The sequence below is a fragment of the Acidovorax sp. GW821-FHT09B03 genome (assembly GCF_059418305.1).
The window spans coordinates 549,493-565,492 of the sequence record NZ_JBWKPP010000002.1 but is presented as its reverse complement, the minus strand read 5'-3'; the positions used below and the strand labels follow the sequence as shown (position 1 = coordinate 565,492).

The 16,000-nt window shown below is 69.0% G+C and carries 12 protein-coding genes; 5 read left to right on the top strand and 7 right to left on the bottom strand.

The window, feature by feature from the left end; genetic code table 11:
- The first annotated feature begins 52 nt into the window (after positions 1-52).
- Entirely contained in the window at positions 53-985 is a 933-nt protein-coding gene (locus AC07PA_RS05935; protein ID WP_494609285.1) for a LysR family transcriptional regulator, read from the top strand.
- A gap of 22 nt (positions 986-1,007) precedes the next feature.
- Here AC07PA_RS05935 and AC07PA_RS05930 read toward each other — a convergent pair whose 3' ends face one another.
- From AC07PA_RS05930 to AC07PA_RS05920, 3 genes are all read right to left on the bottom strand, one after another.
- Positions 1,008-1,967 carry an alpha-E domain-containing protein gene (locus AC07PA_RS05930; RefSeq protein WP_007854623.1) on the bottom strand — a complete coding sequence of 320 codons (960 nt, stop codon included), beginning with the start codon at positions 1,965-1,967 and terminating at the stop codon, positions 1,008-1,010.
- Positions 1,967-3,424 carry a circularly permuted type 2 ATP-grasp protein gene (locus tag AC07PA_RS05925; RefSeq protein WP_007854621.1) on the bottom strand — a complete coding sequence of 486 codons (1,458 nt, stop codon included), beginning with the start codon at positions 3,422-3,424 and terminating at the stop codon, positions 1,967-1,969. Before AC07PA_RS05925 ends, AC07PA_RS05930 begins: the two co-directional genes overlap by 1 nt.
- Before the next feature lie 93 nt (positions 3,425-3,517).
- Positions 3,518-6,094, bottom strand: coding sequence for a DNA internalization-related competence protein ComEC/Rec2 (locus AC07PA_RS05920; protein ID WP_494609284.1), 2,577 nt, complete (start codon positions 6,092-6,094; stop codon positions 3,518-3,520).
- Positions 6,095-6,247: 153 nt separating this feature from the next.
- Between AC07PA_RS05920 and AC07PA_RS05915 the strand changes: the two genes are divergently transcribed.
- Positions 6,248-6,706, top strand: coding sequence for a RidA family protein (locus AC07PA_RS05915; protein ID WP_007851731.1), 459 nt, complete (start codon positions 6,248-6,250; stop codon positions 6,704-6,706).
- A gap of 49 nt (positions 6,707-6,755) precedes the next feature.
- On the opposite strand, the gene AC07PA_RS05910 is transcribed toward AC07PA_RS05915, so the two are convergent.
- The 4 genes from AC07PA_RS05910 to AC07PA_RS05895 all read right to left on the bottom strand — a co-directional run bounded on the left by AC07PA_RS05910 (position 6,756) and on the right by AC07PA_RS05895 (position 13,892).
- Positions 6,756-8,507, bottom strand: coding sequence for a methyl-accepting chemotaxis protein (locus tag AC07PA_RS05910; RefSeq protein ID WP_494609283.1), 1,752 nt, complete (start codon positions 8,505-8,507; stop codon positions 6,756-6,758).
- A gap of 231 nt (positions 8,508-8,738) precedes the next feature.
- Positions 8,739-11,093, bottom strand: coding sequence for a DNA topoisomerase IV subunit A (gene parC / locus AC07PA_RS05905; protein WP_494609282.1), 2,355 nt, complete (start codon positions 11,091-11,093; stop codon positions 8,739-8,741).
- The gene (locus AC07PA_RS05900) at positions 11,090-11,932 is read right to left on the bottom strand and encodes a lytic transglycosylase domain-containing protein (protein ID WP_035205845.1); all 843 of its coding nucleotides are present in this window, start codon (positions 11,930-11,932) and stop codon (positions 11,090-11,092) included. The genes parC and AC07PA_RS05900 overlap by 4 nt, the downstream gene beginning before the upstream one ends.
- Positions 11,910-13,892 (bottom strand): DNA topoisomerase IV subunit B, encoded by a 1,983-nt coding sequence (locus tag AC07PA_RS05895; RefSeq protein ID WP_007859200.1) that lies wholly within the window; start codon positions 13,890-13,892, stop codon positions 11,910-11,912. Before AC07PA_RS05895 ends, AC07PA_RS05900 begins: the two co-directional genes overlap by 23 nt.
- Before the next feature lie 117 nt (positions 13,893-14,009).
- On the opposite strand from AC07PA_RS05895, the gene AC07PA_RS05890 reads away from it, so the two are divergent.
- From AC07PA_RS05890 to AC07PA_RS05880, 3 genes are read left to right on the top strand one after another with little or no spacing between them, the layout of a single operon-like run.
- Entirely contained in the window at positions 14,010-15,227 is a 1,218-nt protein-coding gene (locus AC07PA_RS05890; RefSeq protein WP_145696951.1) for an MFS transporter, read from the top strand.
- Positions 15,228-15,258: 31 nt separating this feature from the next.
- Entirely contained in the window at positions 15,259-15,426 is a 168-nt protein-coding gene (locus tag AC07PA_RS05885; protein WP_494609281.1) for a hypothetical protein, read from the top strand.
- Between the two features lie 12 nt (positions 15,427-15,438).
- The gene (locus AC07PA_RS05880; RefSeq protein WP_494609280.1) at positions 15,439-15,993 is read left to right on the top strand and encodes a class I SAM-dependent methyltransferase; all 555 of its coding nucleotides are present in this window, start codon (positions 15,439-15,441) and stop codon (positions 15,991-15,993) included.
- Positions 15,994-16,000: the final 7 nt, after the last annotated feature.

The following is a 16,000-nucleotide window of genomic DNA, read 5'->3' as shown; positions in this document are numbered from 1 at the left end:
CAGTGTTGCCAAAGCCCTAAGATGAATCAATGCCTCTCCATTGCTGATTGATATGAACGAGATTGATATCGGGTTCGACCTCAACGGGCTGCGCGTGTTCGAGGCGCTGTACGAGGAAGGTGGCGCCACGCGCGCCGCGCTGCGCCTGTCGCTCACCCAGTCCGCCGTGAGTGCGGCCCTGGGGCGGCTGCGCAAGGTCTATGGCGACCCGCTGTTCACGCGCACCGGGCGCGGCCTGGCACCCACGCTGCGTGCGCAGGAGCTGCGGCCGGTGATCGGCGAGGCGCTCAACAAATGCCGCGAGAGCCTGGCCCTGGGCACCTCGCCGGCCGCGCGCTACCAGGGCCGCTCGGTGGTGCTGGGCCTGTCGGACGATTTCGAGATCGCCATGGGCCCGTGGCTGGTGCAGTTGCTGGCGCAGCATGCGCCGGGCCTGCGCCTGGCCTTCCGGCAGGCGCACAGCCAGATCGTGGCCGAGATGCTGATGGCGCGCGAGATCGACCTGGCCATCACCGCCGGCGGCCTGGCCACGCGCTGGCTCAGCCACCGTTCGCTGGGCGAAGGCGGCTATGCCTGTGTGGTCGATGCACCGCCCAGCCGGCGCAAGGCGGCGCTGCGCCTCACGGTGGAGGATTACGTGGCGCGCGACCACGTGCTGATTTCATCGGGCGGCTTCATCGGCGTGGTGGATGAGGTGCTGGCCGCCCTGGGCCACAAGCGGCGCGTGGTGGCATCGACCACGCACTTCGCCGCCCTGCCCTACCTGCTCAAGGGCACGCAGGCCGTGGCCACCGTACCGATCCATGCCGCGCACGCCATGGCACGCCTGTGCGGGCTCACGGTGCTGCCCTGCCCCGTGGTCATGCCGCGCTATGCGGTGGAGCTGGGCTGGCGCACCGATGCGCTGCGCGACTCGGCGGTGGCGCAGGTGCAGTCGGTGGTGGCGGCCCACTGGGGCGGGCTGCCCCTGGACCCGGGCGCCTGAAGCCGCCCGGGGCAGGGCTGCGTCAGTCCCCGGTCGCGACGAGGAAGTTGCGGCTGATGCCGCCACCCAGGTCGTTCACACGGTCCAGGAACTGCGTGAGGAAGGCGTGCAGCCCGGTCGACAGGATCTCGTCGATGCGGCCGTACTGCAGGTCGGCCAGCAGGCGGCCGGCGCGGCGCTGGGTCTCGGACGAGTGGTCGTTGGCCAGCACGGCCAGGTTGTCCACCACCTCGCGCATGCTGGCATGCAGCGAGCGCGGCATGTCGCGGCGCAGGATCAAGAGGTCCGCCACGCGGCCCGGGGTGATCACGTCGCGGTAGACCTTGCGGTAGACCTCGAAGGCCGAGACGCTGCGCAGGATGGCGCTCCAGTGGTAGAAGTCGTTCTCCTGGTTGCGCTCGCTGGCGCGACCGAAGAAATCCTTCTTGACCGCGTGGAACTTCACGTCCAGCAGGCGCGCCGTGTTGTCCGAGCGCTCCAGGAAGGTGCCCATGCGCAGGAAGTGGAAGGCCTCGTCCTGCAGCATGGTGCCCAACGTGACGCCGCGCGACAGGTGCGAGCGGTACTTGACCCATTCGAAGAACTGGCCCGGGTCGCGCTCGTAGGCGTCGCCCTTGAGCAGGCGCTGCAGTTCCAGCCAGGTCTGGTTCTGGGTTTCCCAGATCTCGGTGGTCAGCGCGCCGCGCACGGCGCGCGCGTTCTCGCGCGCAGCGCGCAGGCAGGAGACGATGGACGAGGGGTTCTCGCCATCGCGCACCATGAAGTGCAGCACGCGCTCGGGCGTCACTTCGCCATGCTTGGCGGTGTAGGCGGGGATCAGCTCGCTGATGGACAAGAGGCCTTCCCAGCCCTCCTGCGCCACGGCAGCGGACTGGGGCAGCAGCGAAGTCTCGTAGCTCACATTGAGCATGCGCGCGGTGTTCTCGGCGCGTTCGGTGTACCTGGACATCCAGAACAGGTGGTCGGCGGTGCGGCTGAGCATTATGGGGTCCCTCCTTCTCCGAGCACCCAGGTGTCCTTGGTGCCCCCGCCCTGTGATGAATTGACGACCAGCGAACCCTCCTGCAGGGCCACGCGGGTCAGGCCGCCGGCGACCATCTGCACCTCGCGCCCGCTGAGCACGAAGGGGCGCAGGTCGATGTGGCGCGGCGCGATGCCGCTCTCCACATAGGTCGGGCAGCTCGACAGGCTGAGCGTGGGCTGGCCGATGTAGCCGGCCGGGTTGGCCAGCAGCGCGCGGCGGAAGTCCTCGATCTCGGCCTTGGTGGCAGCCGGGCCAATGAGCATGCCGTAGCCGCCCGCGCCGTGCACTTCCTTGACGACCAGCTCGTGCAGGTGGTCCAGCACGTACTGCAGGTCGTCCTGCTTGCGGCACATCCAGGTGGGCACGTTCTTCAGGATGGGCTCCTGGCCCAGGTAGAAGCGGATCATCTCGGGCACGTAGGGGTAGACCGACTTGTCGTCGGCCACGCCCGTGCCCACGGCGTTGCAGATGCCCACATTGCCCGCGCGGTAGGCCTCCATCAGGCCGGCGCAGCCCAGCGTGGAGGTGCGGCGGAACACCTGCGGATCGAGGAAGTCGTCGTCCACGCGGCGGTAGATCACGTCCACGCGCTGCAGGCCGCGCGTGGTGCGCATGTAGACGAAGCGGTCCTTGACCACCAGGTCCTGGCCTTCGACCAGCTCCACGCCCATCTGCTGGGCCAGGAAAGCGTGTTCGAAGTAGGCGCTGTTGTGCATGCCCGGCGTGAGCACCACCACCGTGGGCTCGTCGGCCGTGGCAGGGGCGCTGGCGCGCAGGGTCTCGAGCAGCATGTCGGGGTAGTGGGCCACTGGCGCCACCTTGTGCATGCTGAACAGGTCGGGGAACAGCCGCATCATCATCTTGCGGTTTTCCAGCATGTAGCTCACGCCGCTGGGCACGCGCAGGTTGTCCTCGAGCACGTAGTACTCGCCCTCGCCCTGGGCGTTGGGGGCGCGCACGATGTCGATGCCGGCAATGTGCGCGTAGATGTTCTGCGGTACCTGCACACCGGCCATCTCGGGGCGGTACTGGGCGTTGTTGAGCACCAGATCGGCCGGCACGATGCCGGCGCGGATGATGTCCTGCCCGTGGTAGACGTCATGGATGAAACGGTTGAGCGCCGTGACCCGCTGCACCAGCCCCTGCTGCATGCTGGCCCACTCGTGCGAGGGGATGATGCGGGGGATCAGGTCGAAGGGGATGAGGCGTTCGTTGCCGGCGCCGTCCTCGTCCTTGGCGCCGTAGACGGCAAAGGTGATCCCCACGCGGCGGAAGATCATCTCCGCCTCGGCCCGGCGGGCCTGCATCACGTCCACCGGCTGCCTGGACAGCCATTGCGCGTAGCGCTTGTAGTGTTCTCGCACGTCGCTGCCATCGAAAGGCAGCATGGCGTACATCTCATCAAATTTCTGCATGAACTGGCCTCCTGCTTGCAGGATAGCAAGTTGTGCGCCCAGTTTTCCGGATCGGCCTACCAAGGCACTGTGCCATCGCACCCCCCGCTGGGCTCAGCGCGACAAAGCTGGCACCATGCTGTGCTGCCAATACCGCTGGCCGGATTCGCGCTGGCAGGCCACGCCCTCGGGCCGGGCCGATGACCAGGTGGCGGCCCCGCAGCGCGCCGACTCCACCACGGTGATGCCGCGCGCCTGGTAGCGCGCCAGCACATCGGGCGCCGGATGGCCGAAGCGGTTGCGGTAGCCGGCCTGCACCAAAGCGGTGCGCGGCGCCACGGCATCCAGGAAGCCACCGGTGGACGAGGTCTTGCTGCCGTGGTGCGGTACCAGCAGCACATCGGCCTTGAGCGGGGCAGCACCGGCCACCAGGGCCTGCTCCTGCGCGGTCTCGATGTCGCCGGCCAGCAGCGCCACCGGGGGCCCATCCCCCGCCCTTGTGCCCGCCGCCACGATGCGCAGCACGCAGCTGGCGTGGTTGGCACGCACCACCGCCCCGGCACCGGGCGCAGGGTGCAGCACCTCGAAGGCCACGCCGTCCCACGCCCAGCGCTGCCCGGCCAGACAGGGCGTGGCCGGGCGCAGGGCCTGCAACTCATGCCCGGCCTCGATGGAGCCGGTGAGCCGGGCGCCGGGCTGCTGGGCCAGCACGGCCGCCGCGCCCCCGGTGTGGTCGGCATCGCGGTGGCTGAGCATGAGCACGTCCACGCGCTCGCCCAGGGCGCGCAGCAGCGGCACCAGCACGCGGTGGCCGGCATCGCTTTCCAGGCTGAAGCGCGGCCCGGCGTCGTACAGCAGGGTGTGGCTGGCCGTGCGCACCAGCACCGCATTGCCCTGGCCGATGTCGGCAGCCAGCAGCTCGAACTGGCCCGGCGCCGGCCGGCCCGGCTGCCACCACAGCACCGGCAGCACCAGCGGCAGGGCCAGCAGGCGCAGCCGCCACGGCAGGCGCATGGCCAGCAGCAGGCCGCCGGCCAGGGCCGCCGCTCCGGCCCACAGCGGCGCCACGGGCAGGTACAGCACAGCCATGGGCCACGTGGCCAGCCACTGCAGCAGGGCCGCCAGCGGCTGCAGGCTCCACAGCGCCAGGTTCCACAGGGGTATGCAGAGCACCCCGCCCAGCGCCAGCGGTGTGACGACGAGTGTGACCCAGGGGATCGCCAACAGGTTGGCCACAAAGCCCACCAGCGACACCTGGCCGAACAGCAGCAGGGACAGCGGCGTGAGCGCCAGCGTGACCACCCACTGCTCGCGCAGCAGCGCCAGCACACGCGCCCGGCCCCGGGGCGGCGCGCCGCCCACGGCCCGGGTGTCGGTGGCAAACAGCACCGCCACCGCCACGAAGCTGAGCCAGAAGCCCGCCTGGTGCAATGCCCAGGGGTCCACCCAGACCACGGCCGCGCAGGCCAGCAGCCACACCTGCGGCCAGGGCCAGCGGCGGCCCGAGAGCTGCAGCAGGGCCACCGTGGCCAGCATGGTCACCGTGCGCTGCGCAGGCACGCCCCAGCCGCTGAAGAGCGCATAGGCCGCCGCCAGCAGCACCCCTGCCACCAGCGCCGCCGTGGGCGCCGGCACGGCCAGGCACAGGCGCGGCGAGCGGCGCCACAACGCGCCCACCGCCAGCGCGGCGAGCCAGGCGAACAAAGTGATGTGCAGGCCCGAGATGCTCATCAAATGCGCGACGCCGGTCGCGCGGAACACGTCCCAGTCGGCCCGGTCGATGGCCCGCTGGTCGCCCGTGACCAGCGCCGCCACCACGCCGGCCATGCGCGCGCGGCCCGGGTCGTCGGGGTCCAGGCCCGGCGCCAGGCGCGCCAGGATGGCATCGCGCACCGACTGCCGTGCCTGCTCCACCGGGTACTGCCAGGTGCTGGCCAGGCGCACCGGTGCCAGGTCCTTGGGGCCCGTGCGCACCGTGCCCGTGGCCTGCACGCCCTGCTCCCAGGTCCAGAGCTCGTAGTCGAAGCCATGCGGGTTGCTCAGGCCATGCGGTGCGCGCGGGCGGATGGTCATTTCCCAACGCTCGCCCGCATGCAGCGCCGGTGGCCGGCGCTGCGGCTCCAGGGGCCGCACGGTGGTGGTCGCGCTGGTGGCGCCGAAGAAGAAGCCGCCGTACCAGGAGACGTCCATGCGTTCGGGCAACTGCACGGGCTGGCGCGCGGCCCCCGCAGCCTCGCCCGGCAGCCAGGCCGATTCCACATCCAGGCGCAGGCGCACGCCCGCCTCGTTGACCTGCGGCATGGCAGCGATGGTGCCGATGACGCGGATGTTCTGCCCCTCCAGCGCCGGGTCCAGCGCGCCCTGCAGGTAGACCGTGGCACGCAGGCCGGTGGTGGCAAACAGCAGCCCGGCGCCGGCACAGGCCACGAGCAACCGGCACAGCCAGCGGCTCGCGTTGCCGCCCGACCGCGCCAGCCGGCCCGACAGGCCCCACCCCGTCACCGCACAGGCCAGCACCAGTGCATAGCCCTGCCAGTGCCAGAGCACCGGCTGCTGCAACTGCAGCGCCGCCCCCACCAGGCTGCCCGCCAGCAGCGAGGGCAGGCGCCACAGAACCGGCGCGCCACTGCGCGCAGCCGCCACCGGGACGCCGGTGGGGCGGGCTAGCACGGCAGCAAGGGGTTCGGGCATGCGCGCATGCTAAACCGCGGGCGCAACAGGCCTTCGCCGACCACCCGGGCGCCTGGGTATGTAACACTCCCGTGCTGCCCTGGCCTGGCCCGGTGAACATCGCCACCGGCTGCCGCGGGCCCGATCCACCACCTCCAACCAAGGACGACGACCATGAGCGTTTACGACAAGCTTTCCGAACTGAACATCACCCTGCCACCGGTGTCGGTGCCTGCGGCTGCCTACGTGCCCTACGTGCAGACCGGCAACCTGGTGTTCCTCTCCGGCCACATCGCGCGCAAGGACGGCAAGCCCTGGGCGGCCCAGTTCGGCCACAACATCAGCACCGAAGAAGGCAAGAGCGCCGCGCGCGCCGTGGCCGTGGACCTGCTGGGCACGCTGCATGCGGCCACCGGCGGCGACCTGAACCGCATCAAGCGCATCGTGAAGGTCATGAGCCTCGTGAACTCGACCGGCGACTTCACCGAGCAGCACCTGGTGACCAATGGCGCCAGCGAGCTGTTCGGCCAGGTGTTCGGCGACAAGGGCGTGCATGCGCGCAGTGCCTTCGGCGTGGCGCAGATCCCCATGGGTGCCTGCGTGGAAATCGAGCTCATCGCAGAACTGGCCTGAAGCATCTGCCGGCCAGGCCCACCCGGGAAACCCGGGAAAGGCAGCCTGGTCAGAACGACTCCCAGTCCTCCTCCGCCCCCTGGGCCAGGGCTGGTGAGCGTGCGGGCGCGGCCTTGGCGGGCGCAGCGGCTTTTGCGGCCGGCTTGCCGGCTGCCTGGGTGATGCGCGGTGCGGTGGGTTTGGTGCTGGCAGCCGGCCGGGCCGGTGGCGCCGGTGTGTGCGCCGCGCGCATCGGCGGCGCCACGCCGCCATAGGCGGCCCCGTTGACCTTGAACACCGAAACCACCTGCGCCAGGTGCTCGGCCTGCTCACGCAGGCTCTGGGCGGCGGCGGCGCTCTCTTCCACCAACGCGGCGTTCTGCTGCGTCATCTGATCGAGGTTGCCCACGGCCTGGTTGACCTGGTTGATGCCCAGGCTCTGCTCGGACGATGCCGAGGTGATCTCGCCGATCATGTCGGTCACGCTCTGCACCGAACGCACGATGTCGGTCATGGTGCTGCCCGCATCGGCCACCAGGCGGCTGCCGGTCTCCACCTTTTCCACCGAGGCACTGATCAGCGCCTTGATCTCCTTGGCGGCCTCGGCGCTGCGCTGCGCCAGGCTGCGCACCTCGCTGGCCACCACGGCAAAGCCCCGGCCCTGCTCGCCGGCACGCGCGGCCTCCACCGCTGCATTGAGCGCCAGGATGTTGGTCTGGAAGGCGATGCCGTCGATGGTGCCGATGATGTCCGAGATCTTCTTGCTGCTGTGGTTGATGTCCTCCATGGTGGAGACCACCTGGGTGACCACCGCGCCACCGCGCTCGGCCACGCCCGTGGCGCTGGCGGCCAGGGTGCTGGCCTGGCGCGCACTGGTCGCGCTCTGGGCGATGGTGCTGGTGAACTGCTCCATGGCGGCCGCCGTCTCCTGCAGGTTGCTCGACGTCTGCTCGGTGCGCGCCGACAGGTCATGGTTGCCGGTGGCGATCTCGGCGCTGGCGATGGCGATGCTGTCGGTGCTCTGGCGCACCTGGTGCACCATGCGCCCGAGCGAGTCGCTCATTGCATACTGCGAGCGCAGCAGGTCGCCGAACTCGTCGCCGCGTGTCACCGCGCCCTGCTCGCTCAAATCGCCGGCCGCGATCTTGGCCGCCAGGTCATTGGCCTGGGCCAGCGGGCGCTGGATGCTGCCGATCAGGTAGTAGGCGCCGGCAATGATGGCGGCCAGCAGCGCCGCCACGGCCACGGCCGCAATCTTCACGGTGAGCATGCGCGACTCGGACATCTCGGCCAGGCGGGTCTGCGCGGTCTTCTGCTGCAGGTCGACAAAATCGCGCAGCGCCGTGAGGTAGGCCGCGACGGCCGGGTTGTAGGTCTGCTTGACCAGGGTGACCGCTTCCTCGGCCTTGCCATCGGTCTTGAGCTGGCGCGCCTTGCCGCGCAGGTCGATCATGGTCTTGCGGGCGTCGGCGATCTTGGCCATCTGCGCCTTGTCCGCATCGGACAGGGCCATCGCCTCCAGCGACTTCTGCACCTCGGTGATCTGCGCCGAGGTGGCGGCAATCACGTCCTTGAACTCGGCCTCCACCGCCGCATCGCTGCTCACGATGAGCGCCTGGGTGCGGGCGGCATTGGTCTCGGTCAGCCCCGCCCAGCGGATGGCGGTGTTCACGCGGGTCTGCATCTCGCGGGCAACCACGTCCGCCTCGGCCTGCACCTTGGCCGAGCGGTAGGCCGAAAAGCCCACCACGCCGGCCAGCATGACGACGATGAAAATGACGGCGAGCCACAGTTTCTGGGCAATCCGGATGCGTTGGAACATCATGGTCTCCTGTCGTTGTCGATGGTTTCAAGGTCTGCCGGCCACCGCCAGGTGGGCTTGCTGCATCGTCGCACAAACCGGCCAGACCACGCCCGCACCACGGCAGACACTTTTTTACATATAGTGCGCCCGTTCCCGCCTTTCGTCCAATCCGTAGCAACCCGTGGACTGTTGCGGCGCACCAAAAGAAAAGCCACCCGGGTGGGTGGCTTGCTGGCGACAGCTTGTGCCCTACTCGATGCGCGTCACGGCCGAGGGCTTGAAGCCCAGGTCGGCCGCCTTGCCCTTGCGTCCCCGGGCGGCGCGGGCATTGTTGAGCGAGCGGATCTCGAGGGTTTCCTCACGCTCCTTGCCACCGCGGCCAATGCCCTCGATGCGGATGCTGCGCGTGTAGGCCGCGGCACCGGCCAGCGTGTCCTTGGGCTCCAGGTCGATCAGCATCAGGCCGCGGCCGCCATTGGCCATGGTCTTGAGCTCGGTGATCTCGAAGGTCAGGATGCGCCCACCCGCCGAGGCACAGGCCACGTGCGTGGCCGGCGCCAGCGGCTGGCCGCCGGTGCTGCCCGCGGCATGCGAGGGCGGGCAGACGGTCTCGCCCTCTCCCAGCGTGAGGAAGGCCTTGCCGCCCTTCTGGCGCGAGACCATGTTCTCCACCGAGGCCAGGAAACCGTAGCCGCCCGAGTTGGACATCAGCAGGCTGGCACTGGCCGGCCCCGCGAAGTAGTGCAGGAGCTGCGTGCCCGATTCAAGCTCGATCAACGTGGTCACGGGCTGGCCATCGCCGCGCGCGCCGGGCAGCACCGACACCGGCACCGAGTACACCCGCCCATTGCTGCCGAAGGCCAGCAGGGTGTCGACCGTACGGCACTCGAAGGTGCGGTAAAGGCCGTCGCCGGCCTTGAAGGCAAAACTTGCCGCCTCGTGGCCGTGGCCGGTGCGCGCACGCACCCAGCCCTTTTGCGAGACCACCACGGTCACGGGCTCGTCCACCACCTTGACTTCGGCCACGGCCTTCTTCTCGGCCTGGATCAGCGTGCGGCGCGGGTCGGCGAAGGTCTTGGCATCGGCCTCGATCTCCTTGACCATCAGGCGGCGCAGCGAGCCGGGGTTGTTCAGGATGTCTTCGAGCTTGCTCTGGCTGTCGCGCAGGTCCTTGAGATCCTGCTCGATCTTGATGGCTTCGAGCCGGGCCAGCTGGCGCAGGCGAAGTTCCAGGATGTCCTCGGCCTGGCGGTCGCTCAATGCAAAGCGGGCGATCAGCGCGGCCTTGGGATCGTCGGACTGGCGGATGATGGCGATCACTTCATCGATGTTGAGCAGCACGAGCTGCCGCCCTTCGAGGATGTGGATCCGGTCCAGCACCTTGCCCAGGCGGTGCTGCGAGCGGCGGGTGATGGTGGTCTGGCGGAAGGAGATCCACTCCTCCAGCATCAGCCGCAGCGACTTCTGCACCGGCCGGCCGTCCAGGCCGACCATGGTCAGGTTGATCGGTGCCGAGGTTTCCAGGCTGGTGTGCGCCAGCAGTGCGGTGATCAGCTCCTGCTGCGGGGTCTTGCCGGTCTTGGGCTCGAACACCAGGCGCACCGGCGCATCCTTGCTCGACTCGTCACGCACCACGTCCAGCACGGCCAGCATGCTGGCCTTGAGCTGGGTCTGGTCCTGGCTCAGCGCCTTCTTGCCGGCCTTGACCTTGGGGTTGGTGATCTCCTCGATCTCCTCGAGCACCTTCTGCGAGCTCACGCCCGGCGGCAGCTCGTTGACCACCAGCTGCCACTGGCCGCGCGCGAGTTCCTCGATCTTCCAGCGCGCGCGCACCTTGAGGCTGCCGCGGCCGGTGCGGTAGGCGTCGGCGATGTCGGACGCAGCGCTGATGATCTGCCCGCCACCGGGGTAGTCGGGGCCGGGCACCAGGGCCAGCAGGTCTTCCTGCGAGAGTGCAGGCGTCTTGATCAGCGCCACGCAGGCATCGGCGATCTCGCGCAGGTTGTGGCTCGGGATCTCGGTGGCCAGGCCCACGGCGATGCCGCTGGCACCGTTGAGCAGCGCAAAGGGCAGCCGCGCGGGCAACTGGCGCGGCTCGGAGGTAGAGCCGTCGTAGTTGGGCATGAAATCGACCGTGCCTTCGTCGATCTCGTCGAGCAGCAGGCTGGTGATGCGCGACAGGCGCGCCTCGGTGTAGCGCATGGCCGCCGCGCCATCGCCATCGCGGCTGCCGAAGTTGCCCTGGCCGTCGATCAGCGGGTAGCGCTGGGCAAAGTCCTGCGCCATGCGCACCAGCGCGTCGTAGGCCGACTGGTCGCCGTGCGGGTGGAAGCGGCCCAGCACGTCGCCCACCACGCGGGCGCTCTTGACCGGCTTGGCCGCCGTGTTGCGCGTGGGGCCGCTGTAGCCCAGGCCCATGCGGTCCATGGAGTACAGGATGCGCCGCTGCACAGGCTTCAAGCCATCGCACACGTCGGGCAGGGCCCGGCCCTTGACGACCGAGAGCGCGTACTCCAGGTAGGCGCGCTGGGCGTAGCCGGCCAGGCCCAGGGAGTCGCCGCCGTCGTCGGAGGCCGGGAAATCGAGAGTGGGTTGGTCGCTCATTCGTTCTTGCTGGATTCAGGAGGTTCGGTCATTGCGGGCGTCTGCGCCACGCGGTTGGGCGGAAGGTTCCCCCGGTTCAGGGCGCCGCCCTGCAGTTCCATGCGCACCCGGCCGGAGACGGCGCGCTGCGCCTTCACCGGAGCCGGGGGCTTGAGCTGCGTGTACAGCCCCATCACCGTGCGCACGTAGTTCTGCGTTTCCTTGTAGGCCGGGATCTGGTTGCCCGCACGCTGCACCGCACCCTCGCCCGCGTTGTAGGCGGCCAGCGCCAGGTCCAGGCGCTCGGGAAACAGGTCGAGCAGGTGGCGCAGGTAGCGGGTGCCGGTGGGCACATTCACGGCCGGGTCGGTGAGCTTCTTCTCCACCGAGCGCCTGGCGTCGGCGCTCACGCCGAAGCGGGCGGCCGTGGCCGGCATCACCTGCATCAGCCCCACGGCGCCCTTGGGCGACACGGCATCGGCATCGAAGCCCGACTCCGTGGCGATCAGCGCCTGCAGCAGCTCGTAGTCCACCTCGTGCTTGGCCGCAGCCGCGCGCAGGTGGTGCTTGACGCGCTTGTAGTCGGGCGCGATGTCGAAGAACGCCAGCAGCCGGGCCCCGGCGGGCGGCAGGGCATGGGGCAGGGTGGCCGCGCCAGCGGGCGCATCGCGCGTGGAGTCGAACTCGTTGCCCTTGAAGAACAGCTGGTAGTTGGCATCCACCTGCTCGGGCGCGAAGTGCGTCACGCCGCGCGGGTCGACATAGGCCCAGAGGTCGGCATGGGCGGCCGTCTGCACCAGGCCCAGCAGCAGGCCCGCGCACAGCAGTCGCAGCCGCTCAGATGTCGATCTCGACCGCATCACCGTGCAGTTCCATCAGCTCGCGCCGCGAGGCCGCCTCGCCCTTGCCCATGAGCTTGGTGATCAGGTCCTCGGTCTGGGCAAAGTCCATGTCGCCCAGCTGCACGGGCAGCAGGCGGCGGGTGTCGGGGTTGAGCGTGGTTTCCCACAGCTGCTCGGCGTTCATCTCGCCCAGGCCCTTGAAGCGGCTGATCTGGCACTTTTCGCGCGCCACGCCGTCCTTGGCGCATTTGTCGAGGATGGCGGTGAGCTCGCCGTCGTCCAGCGCATACATCTTGGCGGCCGGCTTCTTGCCGCGGGCCGGCACGTCCACGCGGAACAGCGGGGGGCGTGCCACGTAGATATGGCCGGTTTCGATGAGCTTGGGGAAGTGGCGGAAGAACAGCGTGAGCAGCAGCACCTGGATGTGCGAGCCGTCCACGTCGGCGTCCGAAAGGATGCAGACCTTGCCATAGCGCAGGCCCGACAGGTCGGGCGTGTCATTGGGGCCGTGCGGGTCCACGCCTATGGCCACCGAGATGTCGTGGATCTCGTTGTTGGCGAACAGGCGGTCGCGCTCCACCTCCCAGGTGTTGAGCACCTTGCCGCGCAGCGGCAGGATGGCTTGGCTTTCCTTGTCACGGCCCATCTTGGCACTGCCGCCGGCCGAGTCGCCCTCGACCAGGAAGACTTCGTTGTGGGCAATGTCCTTGCTTTCGCAGTCGGTGAGCTTGCCGGGCAGCACGGCCACGCCCGAGCCCTTGCGCTTTTCGACCTTCTGGCCGGCCTTCTGGCGCGTCTGCGCGGCCTTGATGGCCAGCTCGGCCAGCTTCTTGCCGTAGTCCACATGCTGGTTGAGCCAGAGTTCGAGCGCCGGGCGCACGAAGCCCGAGACCAGGCGCACCGCGTCGCGCGAGTTCAGCCGCTCCTTGATCTGGCCCTGGAACTGCGGGTCCAGCACCTTGGCCGAGAGCACGTAGCTGGCACGCGCGAACACGTCCTCGGGCAGCAGCTTGACGCCTTTGGGCAGCAGGCTGTGCAGCTCGATGAAGCTCTTGACGGCGTTGAACAGGCCGTCGCGCAGACCGCTTTCGTGCGTGCCGCCAGCGCTGGTGGGGATCAGGTTGACGTAGCTCTCGCGCATGGGCTGGCCGTCTTCGGTGAAGGCCACGCACCACGAGGCGCCCTCGCCCTCGGCAAAACTCTCGTTGTTGCGGTCGGCAAAGCCTTCGCCCTCGAAGAGCGGGATCACCGGGTCGCCGCTGAGCGTCTGCATCAGGTAGTCGCGCAGTCCGCCTTTGTACTGCCAGGTCTGGGTGTCGCGCGTCTTCTCGTTGACCAGGGTCACCGACACGCCGGGCATGAGCACGGCCTTGCTGCGCAGCAGGTGGGTCAGCTCGCCCATGGGCAGCGCGCTCGACTCGAAATACTTGGCATCGGGCCAGGCGCGCACGGTCGTGCCCTGCTTGCGCTCGCCCGCTTCCAGCGCGCGGGTCACCAGGGGCTCGACCACGTCGCCGGCCGAGAACACCAGCCGGGCGACCTTGCCCTCGCGGTGGCTGCTCACTTCCAGGCGGGTGGCCAGGGCGTTGGTCACACTCACGCCCACGCCGTGCAGGCCGCCCGAGAAGCTGTAGGCACCGCCCTTGCCCTTGTCGAACTTGCCGCCCGCGTGCAGGCGGGTGAACACCAGCTCGATCACCGGGGCGTTCTCCTCGGGGTGCATGCCGAAGGGGATGCCGCGCCCGTCGTCCTCGATGCTGACCGAGCCGTCGGTGTGCAGCGTGACCTTGATCTTCTTGCCATGGCCGGCGAGCGCCTCGTCGGCGGCGTTGTCCAGCACCTCCTGGATGATGTGCAGGGGGTTGTCGGTGCGGGTGTACATGCCCGGGCGCTGCTTGACGGGCTCCAGGCCCTTGAGCACGCGGATCGAGCCTTCGGAATATTCGCTGGCGGAGACGGGAGACGGTTTGGCAGACATGCGGCGGATTGTAGTGCGACGCAGCAAAGACTGTATAAAAATACAGCCACATCACCCCCAACTGTACTGTTTGGTGGTGTGCGGGCAGATTGCGGCCAATCTGGCTACATTCTGCGCATGTCTATGCATCCTCCGAAACTGTCCATGTTCCAGGTGCTCGCGTGCGGCGCGGCCATCGTGACCCTGTCCATGGGCATCCGCCACGGCTTTGGCCTGTGGCTGCTGCCCATCACCCAGGAAATGGGCTGGACGCGCCAGTCCTTTGCCCTGGCCATCGCCATCCAGAACCTCTCCTGGGGCCTGATCGGCATCTTTGCCGGCATGGCGGCCGACCGCTTCGGCGCCTTCCGCGTGCTGCTGGCCGGCGCCGCCCTCTACGCCGCGGGCCTGGCGGGCATGGCCCTGTCGCCCACGCCGCTGCTGTTCGCGCTGACCACGGGCGTGCTGATCGGCGCCGCCCAGGCGGGCACCACCTATGCGGTGATCTACGGCGTGCTGGGCCGCCAGATCGCGCCCGAAAAGCGCTCCTGGGCCATGGGCGTGGCCGCGGCGGCCGGCTCCTTCGGCCAGTTCCTCATGGTGCCCATGGAGGGCTGGCTGATCGCCAGCTTCGGCTGGCAGCAGGCGCTGCTGACCCTGTCGCTGGCGGTGCTGCTCATCGTGCCCCTGGCCTTCGGCCTGCGCGAGCCGGGCTTCAAGGGCACGGCCCCGGTCAAGCGCGACCAGACCATTGCCCAGGCGCTGTTCGAGGCCTTCCGCTACCCCAGCTTCACGCTGCTGATGGCCGGCTACTTCGTCTGCGGTTTCCAGGTGGTGTTCATCGGCGTGCACATGCCCAGCTACCTCAAGGACCATGGCCTGTCGCCCCAGGTGGCGAGCTATGCGCTGGCGCTGATCGGCCTGTTCAACGTGTTCGGCACCTACATTGCCGGCACCCTGGGCCAGCGCCTGCAAAAACGCTTCATCCTGGCCTTCATCTACTTTGCGCGGGCCGTGGCCATCGCCATCTTCCTGGTGGTGCCACTGTCGCCGGCCTCGGTCTATGTCTTCTCGGCCGTGATGGGCACGCTGTGGCTGTCCACCATCCCGCCGACGAATGCCACGATTGCCCAGATCTTCGGCGTGCAGCATCTGTCCATGCTGGGCGGCTTCGTGTTCTTCAGCCACCAGATCGGCAGCTTCCTGGGGGTGTGGCTGGGCGGCTACCTGTACGATGCCACGGGCAGCTACGACATCGTCTGGTACATCTCCATCGCGCTGGGTATCTTCGCCGCGCTGGTGAACCTCCCCGTCAAGGAAAGCCCTATCCAGCGTGCGGCGCCCGTGCCGGCATGATCGCTGGCAACCCCTTTTTCCAGGCCTGACCATGCACCCCGCGCCCGACCACCCACCCGCCCGCCCCCCGGCCCTGCCGCTGGTGTGGCGGGTGCTGGCCTGGGGGGCGGCCGTCCTGGCCTGCCTGGCGGTGTTCGGCCTGTACACCGTGCCCGAATTCATGGTGATGCTGGCCGACCAGGTGTGGAACTGCTTCTGATAGATAGCGCGCATGCACGGATCTGACACCCCCTCGGACTGGGTACGCCGCTGGTCGGCCCTGATCGCGCCCCAGAGCACCGTGCTCGACGTGGCCTGCGGCGCCGGCCGCCACCTGCGCTGGCTGCACCGCCTGGGCCATGCGGTGGTGGGGGTGGACCGATCCCCCGAGGCGGTGGCCGCAGGAGCCCCGCTCGGCGAAATGGTCTGCGCCGACATCGAAAACGGCCCCTGGCCCTTTGCCGGGCGACAGTTCGGCGCCGTGGTGGTCACCAACTACCTCTGGCGGCCGCTGTTTCCCACCTTGCTGGCCAGCCTGGCGCCGGGCGGCGTACTGGTCTACGAAACCTTTGCACACGGTAACGAAACGGTGGGCCGCCCAGCGCGGCCCGAATTCCTGCTGCAACCGGGCGAATTGCTGGCGGCCTGCAGCGGGCTGCGCACCGTGGCCTACGAGGACGGCTTCCTCGAAGAACCTGCGCGTTTCGTGCAGCGCATCACGGCCATCCGGGAACTTGCGCACGCCGGGGCACCCTCAAGACATCTGCTGGCCGGTCCGGCTAGTTAGAATGCTC